General features: G+C 61.4%; 15 protein-coding genes. 8 read left to right on the top strand and 7 right to left on the bottom strand.

Translation table 11 applies throughout. From position 1 onward, the window contains the following. Positions 1-33 precede the first annotated feature (33 nt). Genes ASD64_RS19830 through ASD64_RS19820 form a run of 3 tightly spaced genes read left to right on the top strand, consistent with a single transcriptional unit; the run spans position 34 to position 2,306 of the window. The gene (locus ASD64_RS19830; RefSeq protein ID WP_320410212.1) at positions 34-555 is read left to right on the top strand and encodes a TRAP transporter small permease; all 522 of its coding nucleotides are present in this window, start codon (positions 34-36) and stop codon (positions 553-555) included. Further along, positions 552-1,853, top strand: a complete 1,302-nt coding sequence (locus ASD64_RS19825) for a TRAP transporter large permease (protein WP_056108905.1) — start codon at positions 552-554, stop codon at positions 1,851-1,853. Before ASD64_RS19830 ends, ASD64_RS19825 begins: the two co-directional genes overlap by 4 nt. A gap of 15 nt (positions 1,854-1,868) precedes the next feature. Beyond that, a complete protein-coding gene (locus ASD64_RS19820) occupies positions 1,869-2,306 on the top strand; it encodes a type II 3-dehydroquinate dehydratase (RefSeq protein WP_056108901.1) in 438 nt (145 codons plus the stop codon). Between the two features lie 833 nt (positions 2,307-3,139). Here ASD64_RS19820 and ASD64_RS19815 read toward each other — a convergent pair. Then, a complete protein-coding gene (locus tag ASD64_RS19815; RefSeq protein ID WP_056108898.1) occupies positions 3,140-3,322 on the bottom strand; it encodes a YegP family protein in 183 nt (60 codons plus the stop codon). Between the two features lie 158 nt (positions 3,323-3,480). On the opposite strand from ASD64_RS19815, the gene ASD64_RS19810 reads away from it, so the two are divergent. Next, positions 3,481-3,768: a GIY-YIG nuclease family protein gene (locus tag ASD64_RS19810; protein WP_056108895.1), complete on the top strand. Its 288-nt coding sequence runs from the start codon at positions 3,481-3,483 to the stop codon at positions 3,766-3,768. A gap of 260 nt (positions 3,769-4,028) precedes the next feature. Here the strand turns inward: ASD64_RS19810 and ASD64_RS19805 are convergent, their stop codons facing one another. Both ASD64_RS19805 and ASD64_RS19800 read right to left on the bottom strand, forming a co-directional pair. Next, positions 4,029-4,733: a hypothetical protein gene (locus ASD64_RS19805; protein WP_056108890.1), complete on the bottom strand. Its 705-nt coding sequence runs from the start codon at positions 4,731-4,733 to the stop codon at positions 4,029-4,031. A 22-nt stretch (positions 4,734-4,755) separates the two neighbouring features. After that, positions 4,756-8,598: a vitamin B12-dependent ribonucleotide reductase gene (locus ASD64_RS19800; RefSeq protein ID WP_056108887.1), complete on the bottom strand. Its 3,843-nt coding sequence runs from the start codon at positions 8,596-8,598 to the stop codon at positions 4,756-4,758. 776 nt (positions 8,599-9,374) lie between these two features. Between ASD64_RS19800 and cysE the strand changes: the two genes are divergently transcribed. Both cysE and ASD64_RS19790 read left to right on the top strand, forming a co-directional pair. After that, positions 9,375-10,217, top strand: a complete 843-nt coding sequence (cysE, locus tag ASD64_RS19795) for a serine O-acetyltransferase (protein ID WP_056109184.1) — start codon at positions 9,375-9,377, stop codon at positions 10,215-10,217. Positions 10,218-10,345: 128 nt separating this feature from the next. After that, the gene (locus ASD64_RS19790; protein WP_056108884.1) at positions 10,346-10,549 is read left to right on the top strand and encodes a DUF3126 family protein; all 204 of its coding nucleotides are present in this window, start codon (positions 10,346-10,348) and stop codon (positions 10,547-10,549) included. Positions 10,550-10,584: 35 nt separating this feature from the next. Here the strand turns inward: ASD64_RS19790 and ASD64_RS19785 are convergent, their stop codons facing one another. Beyond that, a complete protein-coding gene (locus ASD64_RS19785) occupies positions 10,585-11,325 on the bottom strand; it encodes a hypothetical protein (RefSeq protein ID WP_056108881.1) in 741 nt (246 codons plus the stop codon). A 146-nt stretch (positions 11,326-11,471) separates the two neighbouring features. Between ASD64_RS19785 and ASD64_RS19780 the strand changes: the two genes are divergently transcribed. Together ASD64_RS19780 and ASD64_RS19775 are read left to right on the top strand one after the other, a co-directional pair. Then, positions 11,472-11,819: a DUF6949 family protein gene (locus ASD64_RS19780; protein WP_056108880.1), complete on the top strand. Its 348-nt coding sequence runs from the start codon at positions 11,472-11,474 to the stop codon at positions 11,817-11,819. Between the two features lie 17 nt (positions 11,820-11,836). Beyond that, positions 11,837-12,364, top strand: a complete 528-nt coding sequence (locus tag ASD64_RS19775) for a gamma carbonic anhydrase family protein (protein ID WP_056108875.1) — start codon at positions 11,837-11,839, stop codon at positions 12,362-12,364. Between the two features lie 173 nt (positions 12,365-12,537). Here ASD64_RS19775 and ASD64_RS19770 read toward each other — a convergent pair whose 3' ends face one another. The 3 genes from ASD64_RS19770 to ASD64_RS19760 all read right to left on the bottom strand — a co-directional run bounded on the left by ASD64_RS19770 (position 12,538) and on the right by ASD64_RS19760 (position 14,839). Beyond that, complete coding sequence (locus ASD64_RS19770) at positions 12,538-13,143, bottom strand: transglutaminase-like cysteine peptidase (RefSeq protein ID WP_056108872.1); 606 nt, start codon at positions 13,141-13,143, stop codon at positions 12,538-12,540. A gap of 321 nt (positions 13,144-13,464) precedes the next feature. After that, positions 13,465-14,082 (bottom strand): PilZ domain-containing protein, encoded by a 618-nt coding sequence (locus ASD64_RS19765; protein WP_056108869.1) that lies wholly within the window; start codon positions 14,080-14,082, stop codon positions 13,465-13,467. Between the two features lie 118 nt (positions 14,083-14,200). Continuing rightward, a complete protein-coding gene (locus ASD64_RS19760) occupies positions 14,201-14,839 on the bottom strand; it encodes a PAS domain-containing protein (protein WP_056108865.1) in 639 nt (212 codons plus the stop codon). Between the last annotated feature and the right edge of the window lie 330 nt (positions 14,840-15,169).

The raw sequence follows: 15,169 nt of genomic DNA, 5'->3' as shown, positions 1-15,169 counted from the left end.
GGAAGTGAAGGCTGCGGCCTCGAGGAGGAGGGCATGATGGATCCGAGGCTGCGCGGGGTGGGCCGCTGGCTCTACGCTCGGGCGGAAAACGTGTTGGCGGCGATGCTTGCCGTCATGTTCTTCGCCTTCCTGCTCCAGATATTCTTTCGCTATGTGATGAACTGGCCGACCGGCTGGACCAATGAACTCAGCGCCATCCTGTGGATATGGATCGTGCTGTGGGGCGCTGCCTTCGTCGTGACCGAACAGGAGGAAATGCGCTTCGATCTCATCTACGCATCCGTCCCGCCAAAGGTCCGGGGCATCATGTTCCTGATTTTCGCCTCTTCGCTGATCGTGCTCTACGCGATCTCGCTGCCGGCTGTGATCGACTACGTGACCTTCATGAAGGTCGAAAAGAGCGCCTATATGAAGATCCGCTTCGACTGGCTGTTCTCCATCTACATCGTTTTCGTGGTCGCCATCATCGTGCGCTACGTCTGGCTTTGCTGGCAGGTTCTGCGCGGCTCCGCCCCGGAAGAATTCGACCCCACCAAGGCGAGCTCGGGCGTATGAATTTCGCAAGCCCTTTCTCCATTTCCATAGTCGCAATCACCGTGCTGGCGTTGCTCGGCCTGCCGGTCGGCCATGCGATGATCGCAGGGTCGATCCTCTATCTTCTGGCGGCCGGGCTCGACATGGGCACGGCGGCGGAGCAGTTCCTCAACGGCATGTATTCCAACTACATCATCCTCGCCGTGCCGCTGTTCATCCTGGCGGCGGAACTGATGAATATCGGCTCGATGACCGACCGGCTGATGAGCTTCTGCAACGCCTTCGTCGGCCGATTCCGTGGCGGGCTGGCGCAGGTCAACGTGCTGCAATCGATCATCTTTGCCGGCATGAGCGGCTCGGCCATCGCCGATGCCGCCGGTTCCGGCAAGATCATGCAGAACATGATGACGGCCGACGGCAAATACCCGGCGAGCTACGCCGCCGCCCTGACGGCGGCGACCGCCGTGATCGGGCCGATCATCCCGCCGTCCATCCCCATGATCATCTATGCTTTGGTGTCGGACGCCTCGATCGGCTACCTCTTCCTTGGCGGCGTCGTTCCTGGCCTGCTGATGGCCGCTTTCCAGATGATCCTGGTCGCGGTTCATGCGCGCACGAGGAACTTTCCCGTCGAACCGCCGACGCCCTTGCGCGAGCTTCCGGGCATCACTTGGCGCGCATTGCCCGCACTGATGATGCCGGTCGTGCTGCTGGGCGGCATCTATTCCGGCGTCACGACGCCGACCGAAGCCGCCGCCGTCGCGGCCGCCTATGCGCTGCTCATCTCAATCGTTCTCTACCGCAGCGTCAGCTTCGCGGATTTCTATCGCTCGATGCTGGCCAGCGCGCGCACGACCGCGTCGATCGGCATGCTCATCGCCGGCGCACTGGTGTTCAACTATGTCGTGACGATCGAGAACATCCCGGATTCGCTGCGCGTCCTGTTGACCAACTGGGACCTGTCGCCGACCGGGTTCCTCATTCTGGTCAACGTCATCCTTCTGCTGCTCGGCTGCATCCTCGAGGGGACGACGATCATCCTCGTCATCTTGCCGGTGTTCATCCCGACCGCGCATGCGCTCGGCATCGACATGGTGCATTTCGGCGTGATGTGCGTGGTCAACATCATGCTGGGGCTGGTCACGCCGCCCTACGGCCTGTTGCTGTTCATCATGACGCGCATTGCCAACGTGCCGCTGCGCGACATCGTGCGCGACGTGCTGCCGTTCCTCTACACGATGGTCCTGTCGCTGCTCGTCATCACCTTCTTCCCCGACACGGTGCTGTGGCTACCCAGGCTGTTCGGCTACCAGGGCTGATTGGAGGCATTTGTCGTGAAACCGATCTTCATCCTCAACGGCCCGAACTTGAACAGGCTGGGCAGGCGCGAGCCGGGAATCTACGGCACCACCACGCTGGCCGAGATCAAGGTGATGTGCCGGGGCGCCGCCGGCGCCTATCCCGTGCGCTTCCACCAGACCAACGCCGAACATGAACTGGTCGAATGGGTGCACGAGGCGACCGACGAGGGGGCAGGCATCCTGATCAATCCGGCCGGCCTCAGCTTCCGTTCGATACCGCTGCTCGACGCGCTCAAGATGTTCCCCGGCCCGATCGTGGAATTGCACATCTCCAACATTCATCGGCGCGAGGAAATCTATCATCGCTCGCTGGTGTCGACGGTGGCGACAGGCGTGATTGCCGGGCTGGGGGCGAAAGGCTATCCGCTGGCCGTCAATTGGCTTGTGGAGCTCGTCGAGGCCAGCCGGTAGCCGAGGCGCAGGCTCGTCGCTGGCGGGTACGTCCTGTGCCCCTTCCCTTTGGCGGCAGAAGGGAAGCGTACTCCTTTCCACTTCGTCATCCTCGGGCAAGAGCACAGCGAAAGGCGCGACCCGAGGATCCATGCCGCGACGGCGGCTGCAAGGTATAAGGCGGTGCAGAATGGGGCCTTGTGCACCGTACCACGCTGCCGCTTCGTCACGGCATGGATCCCAGGGTCTGCGCGACGGCCTTCGGCCTGCTCCGCCCTAGGATGACGAAGGATGGATGTGTTTCTCGTTGCCACGCTGCCTTTTCGGNCCCCGCCTTTAAGCTCGCTCGCTGCGCTCGTCGCTGGCGGGGACCCCGGATGGCCAGACGGCTATCGGAGTTCGTGCTGTATGGTTGCCACGCCCGGCATTGCCGTCTGGCCATTGTCAAAGAACTGACCTCGGTTGAGAGGTCGGGAAGACGGGCGGCCGTTCGGACGCTCGTTTAAGTAAATATGCGACCTTGCGGCCGCCCGTCCGGTGGCTTCCCTCAACCGGCGCAACGGCCATGCGGTGGATAGATACCCGCCGGCACACGATGCCCGGTTCGAGGGCCGAACTTGGGGGCTCATCACCCAGCCGCCTACCGCAGACGACCAGCCCGGCACCGTCGCCCTTCCCTGATACCCGGTGCGCACTAGGTCTCCCGCAAGGGCGATGGGGAGAGTATGCGGGAGGCGCAGAGGGTGGGGATAAAAATTTTTGGAAAAGTGAGAGGAAACAGAGGGGGTAATTGAATTCCGACAACAGACCCGTGCACGTTTCAGCCACACGGGTCAGAGCCCAACGATCAGTTATCACGCCGGATTGCAGGTCATGCCGTTGCGGCGGGCATTGTCGATGCAGTCCTGCCTGTTGGAATAGCCCTGGGTGGCCGAACCGAAGATCCGGCCATTGGCGGCGGTGCGCCGCCAGCGCCAGCCGTCGGTTGCGGAGTAGATTTCCCATGTGTCGCCGTTCGTGCTCTTGCAACTTGCCATTGTCGTTCTCCTGTTGAGAACACAGGCGTATGGCGAGTCGGGCAGGGACTCTACGAACCAGGTGCAACTGGAAGGTGGTGGGATTGGGGTGAGTGGTTGTGAGCGTGTCCCGGCTTCAGGGAATTTGCTTTTGGGCGGGGCGGGAATAGCATTCGGGTATGACCGGCTATGTCTACATGACCGCAAGCCAGATGCGCGGCATCATCTATATCGGGGTGACAAACGACCTCGCTCGCCGCATTCCAGAACACAAGGAGGGGAATGGGGCCTGGTTTACGGCCCGCTACGGCGTACAGAGGCTCGTCTGGTACGAGGAGCATTTCGATATGCGCGATGCCATCCAGCGCGAGAAGTCGCTCAAGCGTTGGCGGCGGCAATGGAAGATCGATCTGATCGAAAAGATCAACCCTGAATGGCATGAGCTTCTTCGAGGGCTTGACTGGTAGCGGCTTGGGGAACCTCCGTGTCCCCGTTGTCAGACGGCGACCAGTCAGTTTCGTCATCCTCGGGCAAGCGAAGGCAACGCCGAGCGCGACCCGAGGATCCATGCCGTGACGATCATCGTTCATGGCAGCTTTGGCGGTTGTTGTGCGTGTTACCACCCGCGAGTCCTGCCGATAGGGTACGGCATGGATCCTAGGGTCTCCACCTCGCTGCGCTCGGCTCCGCCCTAGGATGACGAAGGAGGGAGGACGATTTGGGTGGCTTAGTCGCTATTTTGCGGACATCTCTCTGAGCTGATTCCAAGCTGCGGTGAATCGTTTGTTTTCAGCGGGGAAATTGATTTCCGCGTCAAGCTCAAATAAAGATTGGTAGGTTCGACCGCATATATGCGTGCATGGGAAACTAAAATGGCAAGGTGGTGATATGATTTCACGTAGACGTTTCCATTGTAGTGCGGTCCAATTTGAAACATATTATTTTCAACATGAAAATAAATGGATTCCGCAGACGGGTGTGTTCCAAATTGGGAGAACGCATCAAAGTAATAATCAAAGAATAAAAATTCAACTTCTCCCCCAAGTATCTTTTTAATTGAAGAGCGGCCGAATTCTCCATGTCTCCTTTTTCCCGCCTTTCTCCACTCTCGCAATTGTTCCGGCTTTTTGGAAAAAAGGAGCGCAAGCATGCCGATTTCGGCAATATCCCTGAATAAGGCGCTTCCCTGTGCAAAGTATCCGCAGTCGATCAGCTTTGTAGCTGCACCGATATCATTCACAACGCGGTAACCCAACACTGAGCCGGCAATAAGGTCGCCAGCGCGCTCGGCGTCATTCGAACTGGTGGGAGCCAGAAGCAGGGCCTTGCGGATTAGATCAGTAGCTGCGCAAAGCGCTTCCACATAGATATGAATGGAAGAGGCGAGCCGCTTATGGCTCGCCTCGATATCGCTTTCATCAAAGATACCCATTTGTATCGGTCGCGGGTGCCTCTCAGCTGCACCCGCTCGTGGCGCCGCAAGTATCGCACTTCTCGCAGGTGCCGTTGCGCACCATGGTGAAGTTCTGGCACTCCGAGCAGGAATTGCCGGTGTAGCCTTGCAGCAGCGACTTGGCGCGGCGGTCGGCGGCGACCTTCTTGGCGTCGGCCGCTTCCTGGGCGGCGGCGTCGGTGAACAGGGCGTCGGCGTCCGCGGCCTGTCCGGCCTTCGCCTCCTCGGCTGCTTCCTCGCGGGCACGCTCCTCGAAGTCGCGTTTGAAGGCAACCGCCTCGTCGCTGGCGGCTTCGGCCTTCAGCGCCGTTGCCGTGGCCGTGGCCAGCGACAAAACGTTGCCGGCAAAGGCGGTGGGCGCTGTGCGGGCAGGGCGGTCGCCCGGGCTGGTCGTTCCGGAGGGGTTGGAACCACCGGCAAAGCCCTTCGGCTCACTGGCTGCCGACACCAGCTTGACCGGCGAGACGCCGCGCGTCAGGCCCTTGGAGAAGGCGAACGCCTTGCCTTCGGTGATGCCCTTGCCGAGCGAGGTGTTGGAGAAGTCAGTATCGACATGGGCGAGGTCGTTGCGGCCGAGATAGCTGATCGCCAGCTCGCGGAACACATAGTCGATGATCGAAGTGGCGCTCTTGATGGCGTCGTTGCCCTGCACCATGCCGGCCGGCTCGAACTTCACGAAGGTGAAGGCCTCGACATATTCCTCCAGCGGTACGCCATATTGCAGGCCGAGCGAAATCGCGATGGCGAAGTTGTTCATCATGGCGCGGAAGGCGGCGCCTTCCTTGTGCATGTCGATGAAGATTTCGCCAAGGCGGCCATCGTCGAACTCGCCGGTGCGCAGGTAGACCTTGTGGCCGCCGACGATGGCCTTCTGGGTGTAGCCCTTGCGGCGGTTCGGCAGCTTCTCGCGGTCGCGCACCACTTTTTCGATGATGCGCTCGATGATTTTCTCGGTGACCTGCACGGCCTTGGCGGCGGCGGGTGCGGCAATCAGCGCCTCGACCGCGTCGTCCTCGTCCTCCTCGTCATCGGCGATCAGCGAGGCGTTGAGCGGCTGCGACAGCTTGGAGCCGTCGCGGTAAAGCGCGTTGGCCTTCAGCGCCAGCTTCCACGACAGCATGTAGGCGTTCTTGGCGTCCTCGACGGTCGCCTCGTTCGGCATGTTGATGGTCTTGGAGATGGCGCCCGAGATGAAGGGCTGCGCCGCCGCCATCATGCGGATGTGGGACTCGACCGAGAGGTAGCGCTTGCCGATCTTGCCGCAGGGGTTGGCGCAATCGAACACCGGATAGTGCTCGACCTTGAGGAAGGGCGCGCCTTCCAGCGTCATCGCGCCGCAGACATGGATGTTGGCGGCCTCGATCTCCTTGCGGGTGAAGCCCAGCGCCGGCAGCATCTCGAACGAGAAGTCGGAAAGCTGCTCGTCGGTGAAGCCGAATGTCTCCTTCACCCAGTCGGCGCCGAGCGTCCACTGGTTGAACACGAACTTTATGTCGAAGGCGGACTTCAGCGCGGCGTTGAGGGCTGCGATCTTCTCGTCTGTGAAGCCTTTTGTCTTGAGCGTTGAAGGGTTTACGCCCGGCGCTTGATTCAAATTGCCATGGCCGACGGCGTAAGCGTCGATCTCGGCGATCTGGCTTTCTGAGTAGCCGAGCGAACGCAGCGCCTCCGGCACCGCGGCGTTGATGATCTTGAAATAGCCGCCGCCGGCGAGCTTCTTGAATTTCACCAGCGCGAAGTCCGGTTCGATGCCGGTGGTGTCGCAATCCATGACCAGGCCGATGGTGCCGGTCGGCGCGATGACGGTGGCCTGCGCGTTGCGGTAGCCATGCTCCTCGCCAAGCTCGATGGCGCGGTCCCATGCGGCGCGGGCGTGGGTGACGAGATCCTTCTGCCAGATGTGGTCGGCATTGAGCGGAACCGGGTTGACGGCAAGCTTCTCATAGCCGTCCTTGTCGCCATAGGCGGCGCGGCGGTGGTTGCGCATGACGCGCAGCATGTTTACGGCATTGCGGTCATAGTCCGGGAAAGCGCCGAGTTCGGAAGCCATTTCCGCCGAGGTGGCATAGGCAACGCCGGTCATGATGGCGGTGAGCGCGGCACAGATGGCGCGGCCCTCGTCCGAATCATAGGGGATGCCGGAGGTCATCAACAGGCCGCCGATATTGGCGTAGCCGAGGCCGAGCGTGCGGTAGTCGTAGGACTGCTTGGCGATCTCCTTCGACGGGAACTGCGCCATCATCACGGAGATTTCGAGCACCATCGTCCACAACCGCACCGAATGCTCATAGGCGGCGATGTCGATGGTGCCGGCATCTTCCGGCCGTGAGCCTGGTTCCCGGCCCGAATTGCGGTAGGGCAGGAGGTTGATCGAGGCGAGGTTGCAGGCGGTGTCGTCGAGGAACATGTACTCCGAGCACGGGTTCGAGCCGCGGATCGGGCCAGCCGCCGGCGAGGTGTGCCAGTCGTTCATGGTGGTGTTGAAGTGCAGGCCCGGATCGGCGGACGCCCAGGCGGCGTAGCCGATCTTTTCCCACAGGTCGCGCGCCTTCATGCTCTTCATGACGCGGCCGTCCTTGCGGGCGGTCAGGTGCCAGTCGCTGTCCTGTTCGACGGCGCGCAGGAAGTCGTCCTTGAGCGAGACGGAATTGTTCGAGTTCTGGCCGGAAACGGTGAGATAGGCCTCCGAATCCCAGTCGGTGTCGTAGGTCTTGAACTCGATCGAGGTGTAGCCCTGGCGTGCGAACTGGATGACGCGCTGGACGTAGTTCTCCGGCACGGCGTTCTTCTTGGCCGCCTTGATCTCGCGCTTCAGCGCCGTGTTGATGGCCGGATCGAAGCAGTCGTCGTCCTGACCTTCGCAGTTGACGCAGGCCTTCATGATTGCGTCGAGGTGCTTGCGCACGATCTTGGAACCGGTGACGAGCGCCGCCACCTTCTGCTCTTCCTTTACCTTCCAGTCGATGAAGGCCTCGATATCGGGATGGTCGGCATCGACGATGACCATCTTGGCTGCTCTTCTGGTCGTCCCTCCGGACTTGATGGCGCCGGCGGCGCGGTCGCCGATCTTGAGGAACGACATCAGGCCGGACGAGCGGCCGCCGCCGGAAAGCTTTTCGCCTTCGCCGCGCAGCATGGAGAAGTTCGAGCCGGTGCCCGAGCCGTATTTGAACAGGCGCGCCTCGCGAACCCAAAGGTCCATGATGCCGCCTTCGTTGACGAGGTCGTCCTGCACGCCCTGGATGAAGCAGGCATGCGGCTGCGGATGCTCATAGGCCGACTTGGACTTGGTGATCTTGCCGGTGAAGGGATCGACGTAGAAATGGCCCTGGCCGGGGCCGTCGATGCCATAGGCCCAGTGCAGGCCGGTGTTGAACCACTGCGGCGAGTTCGGCGCGACGCGCTGGGTGGCCAGCATGTAGGCAAGCTCGTCGCGGAAGGTCAGCGCATCTTCCTCCGACTTGAAGTAGCCGCCCTTCCAGCCCCAGTAGGTCCAGGTGCCGGAAAGACGGTCGAAGACCTGGCGCGCGTCGATTTCGGAACCGTAGCGCTCGGCCTCGGGCAGTTCGGCAAGGGCGGCCTCGTCGGGAACCGAGCGCCACAGGAAGGAGGGGACGTCATTCTCCTCTATTCTCTTGAGGCGCGCGGGCACGCCGGCCTTGCGGAAATACTTCTGCGCCAGGATGTCGGCGGCGACCTGGGAGAACTGGGTGGGCACGTCGATGTTGTCGAGGCGGAACACCACCGAGCCATCCGGATTCTTGATCTCGGAGAGCGTCTTGCGGAACTCGATCTCCGCATAAGGAGACTGGCCTGCCTTGGTGAAGTGCCGTTCGATGCGCATCGCGTCTGTCCCTTTGTCTATATATAGCGCTTTTTCGGCGGGGTTGCCTCAACCCATTCAAAAAGCGCGCATCTACCAGATCCGGTCACGCTCAAGCGCGCCCGGTGTCCCTCTCGCTTCGTCCCTGCTTTGGCTGGCAAATCCCTTTCAGAACTCGCTACCTGCTTGCCGGCGACGTCGCTGATCCCTCAAAAACTGAAACTTGGTGCAAATCCCTCGGAGAGGGCAACTCACATTATCTAGCGTCGAACCTACCTGCAAACACTAAATATAGTATTAACAGACAATTTATGCGAGTCCGACAATTCTCCTTTTCGTCATTTCAAACGACCTCGAGCCCAACGCTCCCGCCGGCCTCGTAAACGGGCGGTATGCGGGCAAAACGCACAAAATCCGGAAAAAAGGACCGGGCTCGAAACTTACCGGTCGCGCCCGCAACAGGAGCGCATGGCCTATAAAAAGCGACTCGGTTTGCGTCGTCAAGGGTTCGTTTCTGTAAGTTTTGTGACCCCAACATCTTGTGTGTCACTTATGTGGATAACGGGGAGAAGTAGCCGCCCTTTGACCGGCGCCTGCGCGGGAGCGCCCGAGCGGGTTCATTGTTCCTCGCCGGTTGAATTTCGGGCAAGCGCTCCCAATTGAAAGTGCGATAAGGAAAATTGAATTCACCCGTGTTATCATCTGGCCTATAGAGCGACCTACGAAACGGCAGGAGCCGGAGTTCGGTTCGTTGTCGCTCAGGACCAATGCGGCAGCAGGGTGCCGGAGATGCTTCGATGAACAGTATTGCGCGTCAAAACGCGATTGAGCCGGTCGATCCGATCTGGCGCTCCATACGCGACGAGGCGATGGAAGCGGTCAACCGCGACCCGCTGCTGGCGGCCTTTCTCTATTCGGCCATTCTCAATCAGGAAAGCCTTGAAGATGCCGTGATCCACCGGTTGGCCGAACGGCTCGCGCACCAGGATATCGGCTCCGACCTGATCCGCCAGACCTTCGACGCCATGCTGCAGGACGATCCGACATGGTCGGCCGTGGTGCGCGTCGACATCCAGGCCTACTATGATCGTGACCCGGCCTGCGACCGCTTCCTGATGCCTGTGCTTTACTTCAAGGGGTTCCACGCCATCCAGACCCATCGCCTGGCGCACTGGCTGTGGAAGCGCGGCCGCAAGGATTTTGCCCTCTACCTGCAAAGCCGGTCTTCGTCTGTCTTCCAGACCGACATCAATCCTGCCGCGCGAATCGGCAAGGGTGTGTTCCTCGACCACGCCACCGGCCTCGTCGTGGGCGAGACGGCCGTCATCGAGGACGACGTGTCGATCCTGCACGCGGTGACGCTGGGCGGCACCGGCAAGGCCGGCGGCGATCGCCATCCCAAGATCCGCCGCGGCGTGCTGATCGGCGCCGGCGCAAAGATCCTCGGCAATATCGAGGTCGGTCATTGCTCGAAGATCGCGGCGGGATCGGTCGTGCTGTCGCCCGTGCCCCACAACAAGACGGTGGCCGGCGTGCCGGCCCGCATCGTCGGCGAGACCGGTTGCGACGAGCCGTCGCGCCAGATGGACCAGTTGTTGCCGTCGCAGGCGATGGAACACGTCATCACCTTCGATATCTGAGTTTTTGGCAGGCCCGCAGGGGCTGACTTGCACCGGCGGGCTATCGGCCACGCCGGCTTTGCCTTTACAGTGCCGTGACTGCCGTGCCAGAAGCGCGTTCCTGAAGTAGCCGTTCCCGGAGAGATGCCTTGAAACCCGAAGAAATCCGCAAGCTCGACGCTTATTTCAAGCGCCTCTTCCAGAATCCGCGGCTGGAAGTGAAGGCGCGCCCGCGCAAGGAAGATTCGGCGGAAGTCTACGTTGGAGACGAATTCCTCGGCCTCGTCTTCAAGGATGAGGACGACGGCGACTATAATTTCTCGATGGCGATCCTCGACATCGATCTCGCCTGATACGGCGGGCCGGTCGACAGCAACAGGCCGGTTTTCTAGCGCGCCTGCACGGCGGACGTCTTGACCATGGTGGCGGCTTCGGCCGCGACCGCCGCGTCCAGTGCCTGCCACTCGCCCAGAAACTCCTTGGGGAACCGGTAACTCAGGCTTAGGCCGTCGCCCACGAGCATGTCGCGCTCGCAAGGCGCCAGCGATTCTTCCGCTTTCGGCCCGCTGAGACAGCGCGCGACGAAGGGTTCGCGACCAGGGCGCTCGGCAACCGCAAGCATTTCGCCCAGATAGCCCGACTTGTCGGTGAAGTCGTAGAGCGTGGTGCCGCCCGGTCCCGGCTTGCCCGGCCGCACGATGAGGGCGCTGTAGATCGGCGCGAAGCGTCCGCTCATGTCGCGCGACATCATCTGGTCCTCGAAGGCCAGGAACAGGATGTTCCTGCTGCCGTGCGCATTGTTGAAATCGTCCCGGGCCGCCTCGCTGTAGCCGTCCATCTGTGGATAGCGCATGTAGAGGTCGAGCCGTGCGGCGACGCCATCGCGCCGTGCCTGCTCGAACCGGATCATGTTGGATGAAACAGCGATGACGTTGTTGCCGATGACGATCTCGCGAACGGTGGTGTCTTCGGTGTGCCCGCCCATGGCGATGTCGTGGCCGAACCACTTTCCGGCCAGTGTGATGACGAGCGACAGCAAGGCCACCGCGGCGAAGGCGTAGAACACCTTCACCATCAGGGAGGAATCGACCACCCTGAAGTCCGGCTGGGCAGCGTCTGCCTCTTTCATCGCGATCCTCGAACTGTCTCATTACGGAACATATTCAGATGGCGGCGGCTCGCCCTGACCTGAATATCGACGCACCTGCCGGCACGACTCTTGCGTGTTGCCACTGGACCGCGACTGTGCGGTTTCATGGTAAATGGAGAGTAAAGATGACCGCTGTGCAGTTGGGCGCCTTTGCATTTCTTGTCGGGCTGACGCTTTGCGGGCTGGGCGGATCGATCATGGAACTGGTGTCTGGCCGCAGGCTGGCCTTCGCCGCACCCTATGTCACGCCTGCCCATGTCGTCCGCTCGCTGGCGATGACGGTTGCGGCGGGGCCGTTCATGCTGGTTAACGACGCTTTGGATGCGCACGGCGAGCAGCGCCTGTCCGGCGCCGGCCTTGCCTCATGCATGTGCACCGCCGTTATCTGGTTGATGGCGCTGGGCGTCGTGACGATCACGGTTGCCTCGATGATGGGCTCCCTACTAAGTATGCCGGTGGATTTGCCGCGCTGAACAATGGTGGAGACCAGATGCCGATTTATGCCATCGACGGAGTTGAGCCGCATTTCGAGGACAGGGACAGCAACTGGGTCGCCCCAGACGCGACGTTGATCGGCAACATTGCCGTCGGGCGCAATGTCGGCGTCTGGTTCGGCGTCGTCGTTCGCGGCGATAATGATCGGATCTCCATCGGCGACGACAGCAATGTGCAGGAACACACCGTCATGCACACCGACCCGGGCTTTCCGCTCACCATCGGCAAGGGCTGCACCATCGGCCACAGGGCGCTGCTGCATGGCTGCACCATCGGCGACAACAGCCTGATCGGCATGGGGGCGATCGTGCTCAACGGCGCCAGGATCGGCAGGAACTCGCTCGTCGGGGCCGGTGCGCTGGTGACCGAGGGCAAGGAGTTTCCCGACAATTCGCTGATCGTCGGCTCGCCTGCCAAGGTGGTGCGCACGCTGGACGATGCGGCGCAGGAGCGGCTGCGCAAATCCGCTGCCCACTATGTCGCCAACGGCAAGCGCTTCAAGGCAGGCTTGAAGCCCGCCTGAGGCGGCTCACGCTTTTCCCATCGATCAAAAAGGGTGGAGTTGGCCCGGGGACTGGGCCGGCCCATCGACGAAAAGGGTGGAGCCGGCCCGGGGACTGGGCCGGCTCCGTAAACCCGGTCGTTGGGGACGGGGAGGGTGGGGGACTCGACCGGGTTTCTCGTTGCGCCGCGAAATTAGCGGACGCTGGCGACCGCGTCGGCGCGGCCGTCATTGATGGTGACCCATGCGCCGGAGTTCCTGTCGGACTGGCGCTTGAGGTAGGTGTATTCGGTTTCCGACCAGGCCAGGACCCTGGACTCCAGATTGTCGAGGATGAAGTCGCCCATGGAGGTGTGGACCGTCAGCACGGCATGACCGTCGCCGCTGGGCTGGCGCACCACCGTGACTAGGAGATTGCCGGCAGGCACGCCGGCCTGCATCAGCTTGCGGCGCTTTTCGAGCACATAGTCTTCGCAGTCGCCTTCGCCATTGGCGGGGTAGGACCACACTTCCTCGCGGCCCCACATTTCCATGTCGGTGCGCGGCACGAGCGACATGTTGACGGTGTTGTTGACGGCGACGATCTTGTCCCAAAGCTTGCGGGTCAACTCGACGGGCGCCTGCTTCGGCGTCGCCTGACGGCATTCCTGCGGCAAGCTCTGGCAGAATTCGTAGTGGCCGACAGGCTGCGTGGTGCGCCCGCCGGTGTGCATGAACGACGCGCCGGCGAAGGCTGTTCCCCAACAGCCGAACTGCAGTGCAATTGCCGCGAGCAGCGACACGCCCCACTTGTTGTTCATTGTGATGTCTCCCCGTTTGAGGAGACATTGACAGTTCCGGATTTATTTGACGCAAAAGGCCGAAGTAGATATTAAGTAAAACGTACAGAGACTTAATATAAATATCTACGAAAAATAGAATAGAATCATCGATTGATTTGATTCGAATTTTATCGAATGGATTTTGGCAGATGAATGCCCGAAACGGGCGCGGCATATGCGTGCGTGAAATGGCAAGCCCGCGCCGGAGCAATCCGGGCTCAAGAAGGGGACGTCTGCAAATGTTCGCAATGGGAGCGGTTCAAGCGCCGTCCCATGCCGTCAGGTCGATGAAAGGGATATTCAGGCGCGTGGAGCGTTGAATTCCGCGTCGAGCGTTTCGGGTCGCTGGATAACGGCGAACTCGATCGCCACGCCGTCCTCGAAGTGGCGCACCACCTGGCCGCGCATGGTGCCCAAAGTGACCTGGATGCCGATTGCCGGCTTCACGTCGATCTCGATGGCGGCGCCCGACAGCGACAGGTCGATGATGCGGCACTGGTATTGGCGGCCGTCCATCAGTTGCAGCATGCTCATCGGGTTGCGCGGGGCGACGCGCTCGTGGCGGCGGTCCTCCGGCAGGTCGAGTTCGTGCTTGTTGGCAAGCCAGGTGAGCTGGGCTGCAAGCTTGTCGCGCTTGCGCTCTGACGCGATCACCGTCATGGCGAAGCCGTCCTGCAAGGTACGGGTGACGACGCCTTCGACGCGGCCGATATGATCGATGTAAGCGATGATCTTCTCGCCGGGTTCACCGATGCGCTCGGCGCGCAGGGCTACGTTACCGGGCGACATTTCGACGACCTGGCAAGGGTGTTCGGAGCGATCTTCCAGCATGAACCGCCCGTAGATCTTCACACGGACGCGTTGAAAGTTACGCCTTTCAACCTTGGACGGCGCATAGTCGACCGCCGTTGATCTCATCACTGCCTACACCCCGTTGGCCGTCCCGCGTTTTGGCGCGCGGATTTTCATCCCAAACGTTAGGCCGGGAAGGTTAACAAACGGGAAAATACGGGGTCGAAAGTTTAGGCGATTGGTCCTATTCCTCGCGCCCGCCGTCCAGCACGACGAGATGGCGGATGCGCCGTGCCCGGCCGTAGCCGGCCAGGGTCTCGGTCGAGTCCAGTTCGGTGGGCGCCAGTTCGGGCACGCTGATGGCCGGACGGTTGCCGAGGAAGACGTGTTCCTTGTCCGGATCGATGATGCGCACCGAATCGATATACGCATCGATGATCGGATCGGCCCCCAGCCAGAACGGCTTTTCCGCAGGCGAGACGACGCCGAGGCAGCGCAGGTTTTCCGCACCGCCGTCGAGCGGCAGCGCCAGCAACTCCAATTCGACGCTGCGCTTGTTGCGGCTCGTGCCGGCATAGGTGATCAGGACGACGGACCGCTTCTCGAACACGCCGTCGATCAGCCGGGAAACGATGCGCTGGTCCTTGCTGCGCCACAGCGAAGGAAACGAAAACCCCTTGAGTTCGCGGCCATAGGTGGCGCAAAGCCGCGTGCCGGCCAGACGGAACACCGCCTCGCCGCGGGTGTCCTTTTCGAGGATGAAAGTATCGGCCAAAAGCGTCTTGATGTCGGCCGGCTCCACTTCGGTGCGCCGTGGAGCGGGGCGTCCATCGCGCAGCCGGTTCCAATACTGGAACAGTCCGATCGATCCATTCAGGTTCATTTCCGTTCCGCTCCGCGCAATCTGCCGCCTGATGTCCCATCGGTGCACAGAAGGACGCCTTCCCGATGGTCTACATGCTGCGCGCAGCACGATGCGTGCCAGTCCGTATCTGGCTTGTTCACGCCTCGGGGCCGTTAAGGTTAAGGAAAGGTTTACATTGCCGGCCAAGTTGGAATGTGAAACGTTGAAATCACTCCAGAAAGTCGGTTGGCCGCAAAACGGCGGCGGGCTTTCAGTCAAAAGTTCAGGGGAGCAATGGGGGCTCGGCCGGCCGTCCAGGGGAGACCTTGGACGGCTTTTTTCTGATTCGCCGCCAATGATTCGGCTGCC

It is taken from the genome of Mesorhizobium sp. Root157, from assembly GCF_001427385.1.
Lineage (GTDB): Bacteria > Pseudomonadota > Alphaproteobacteria > Rhizobiales > Rhizobiaceae > Mesorhizobium.
This window is presented reverse-complemented; position numbering and strand designations above follow the sequence as displayed.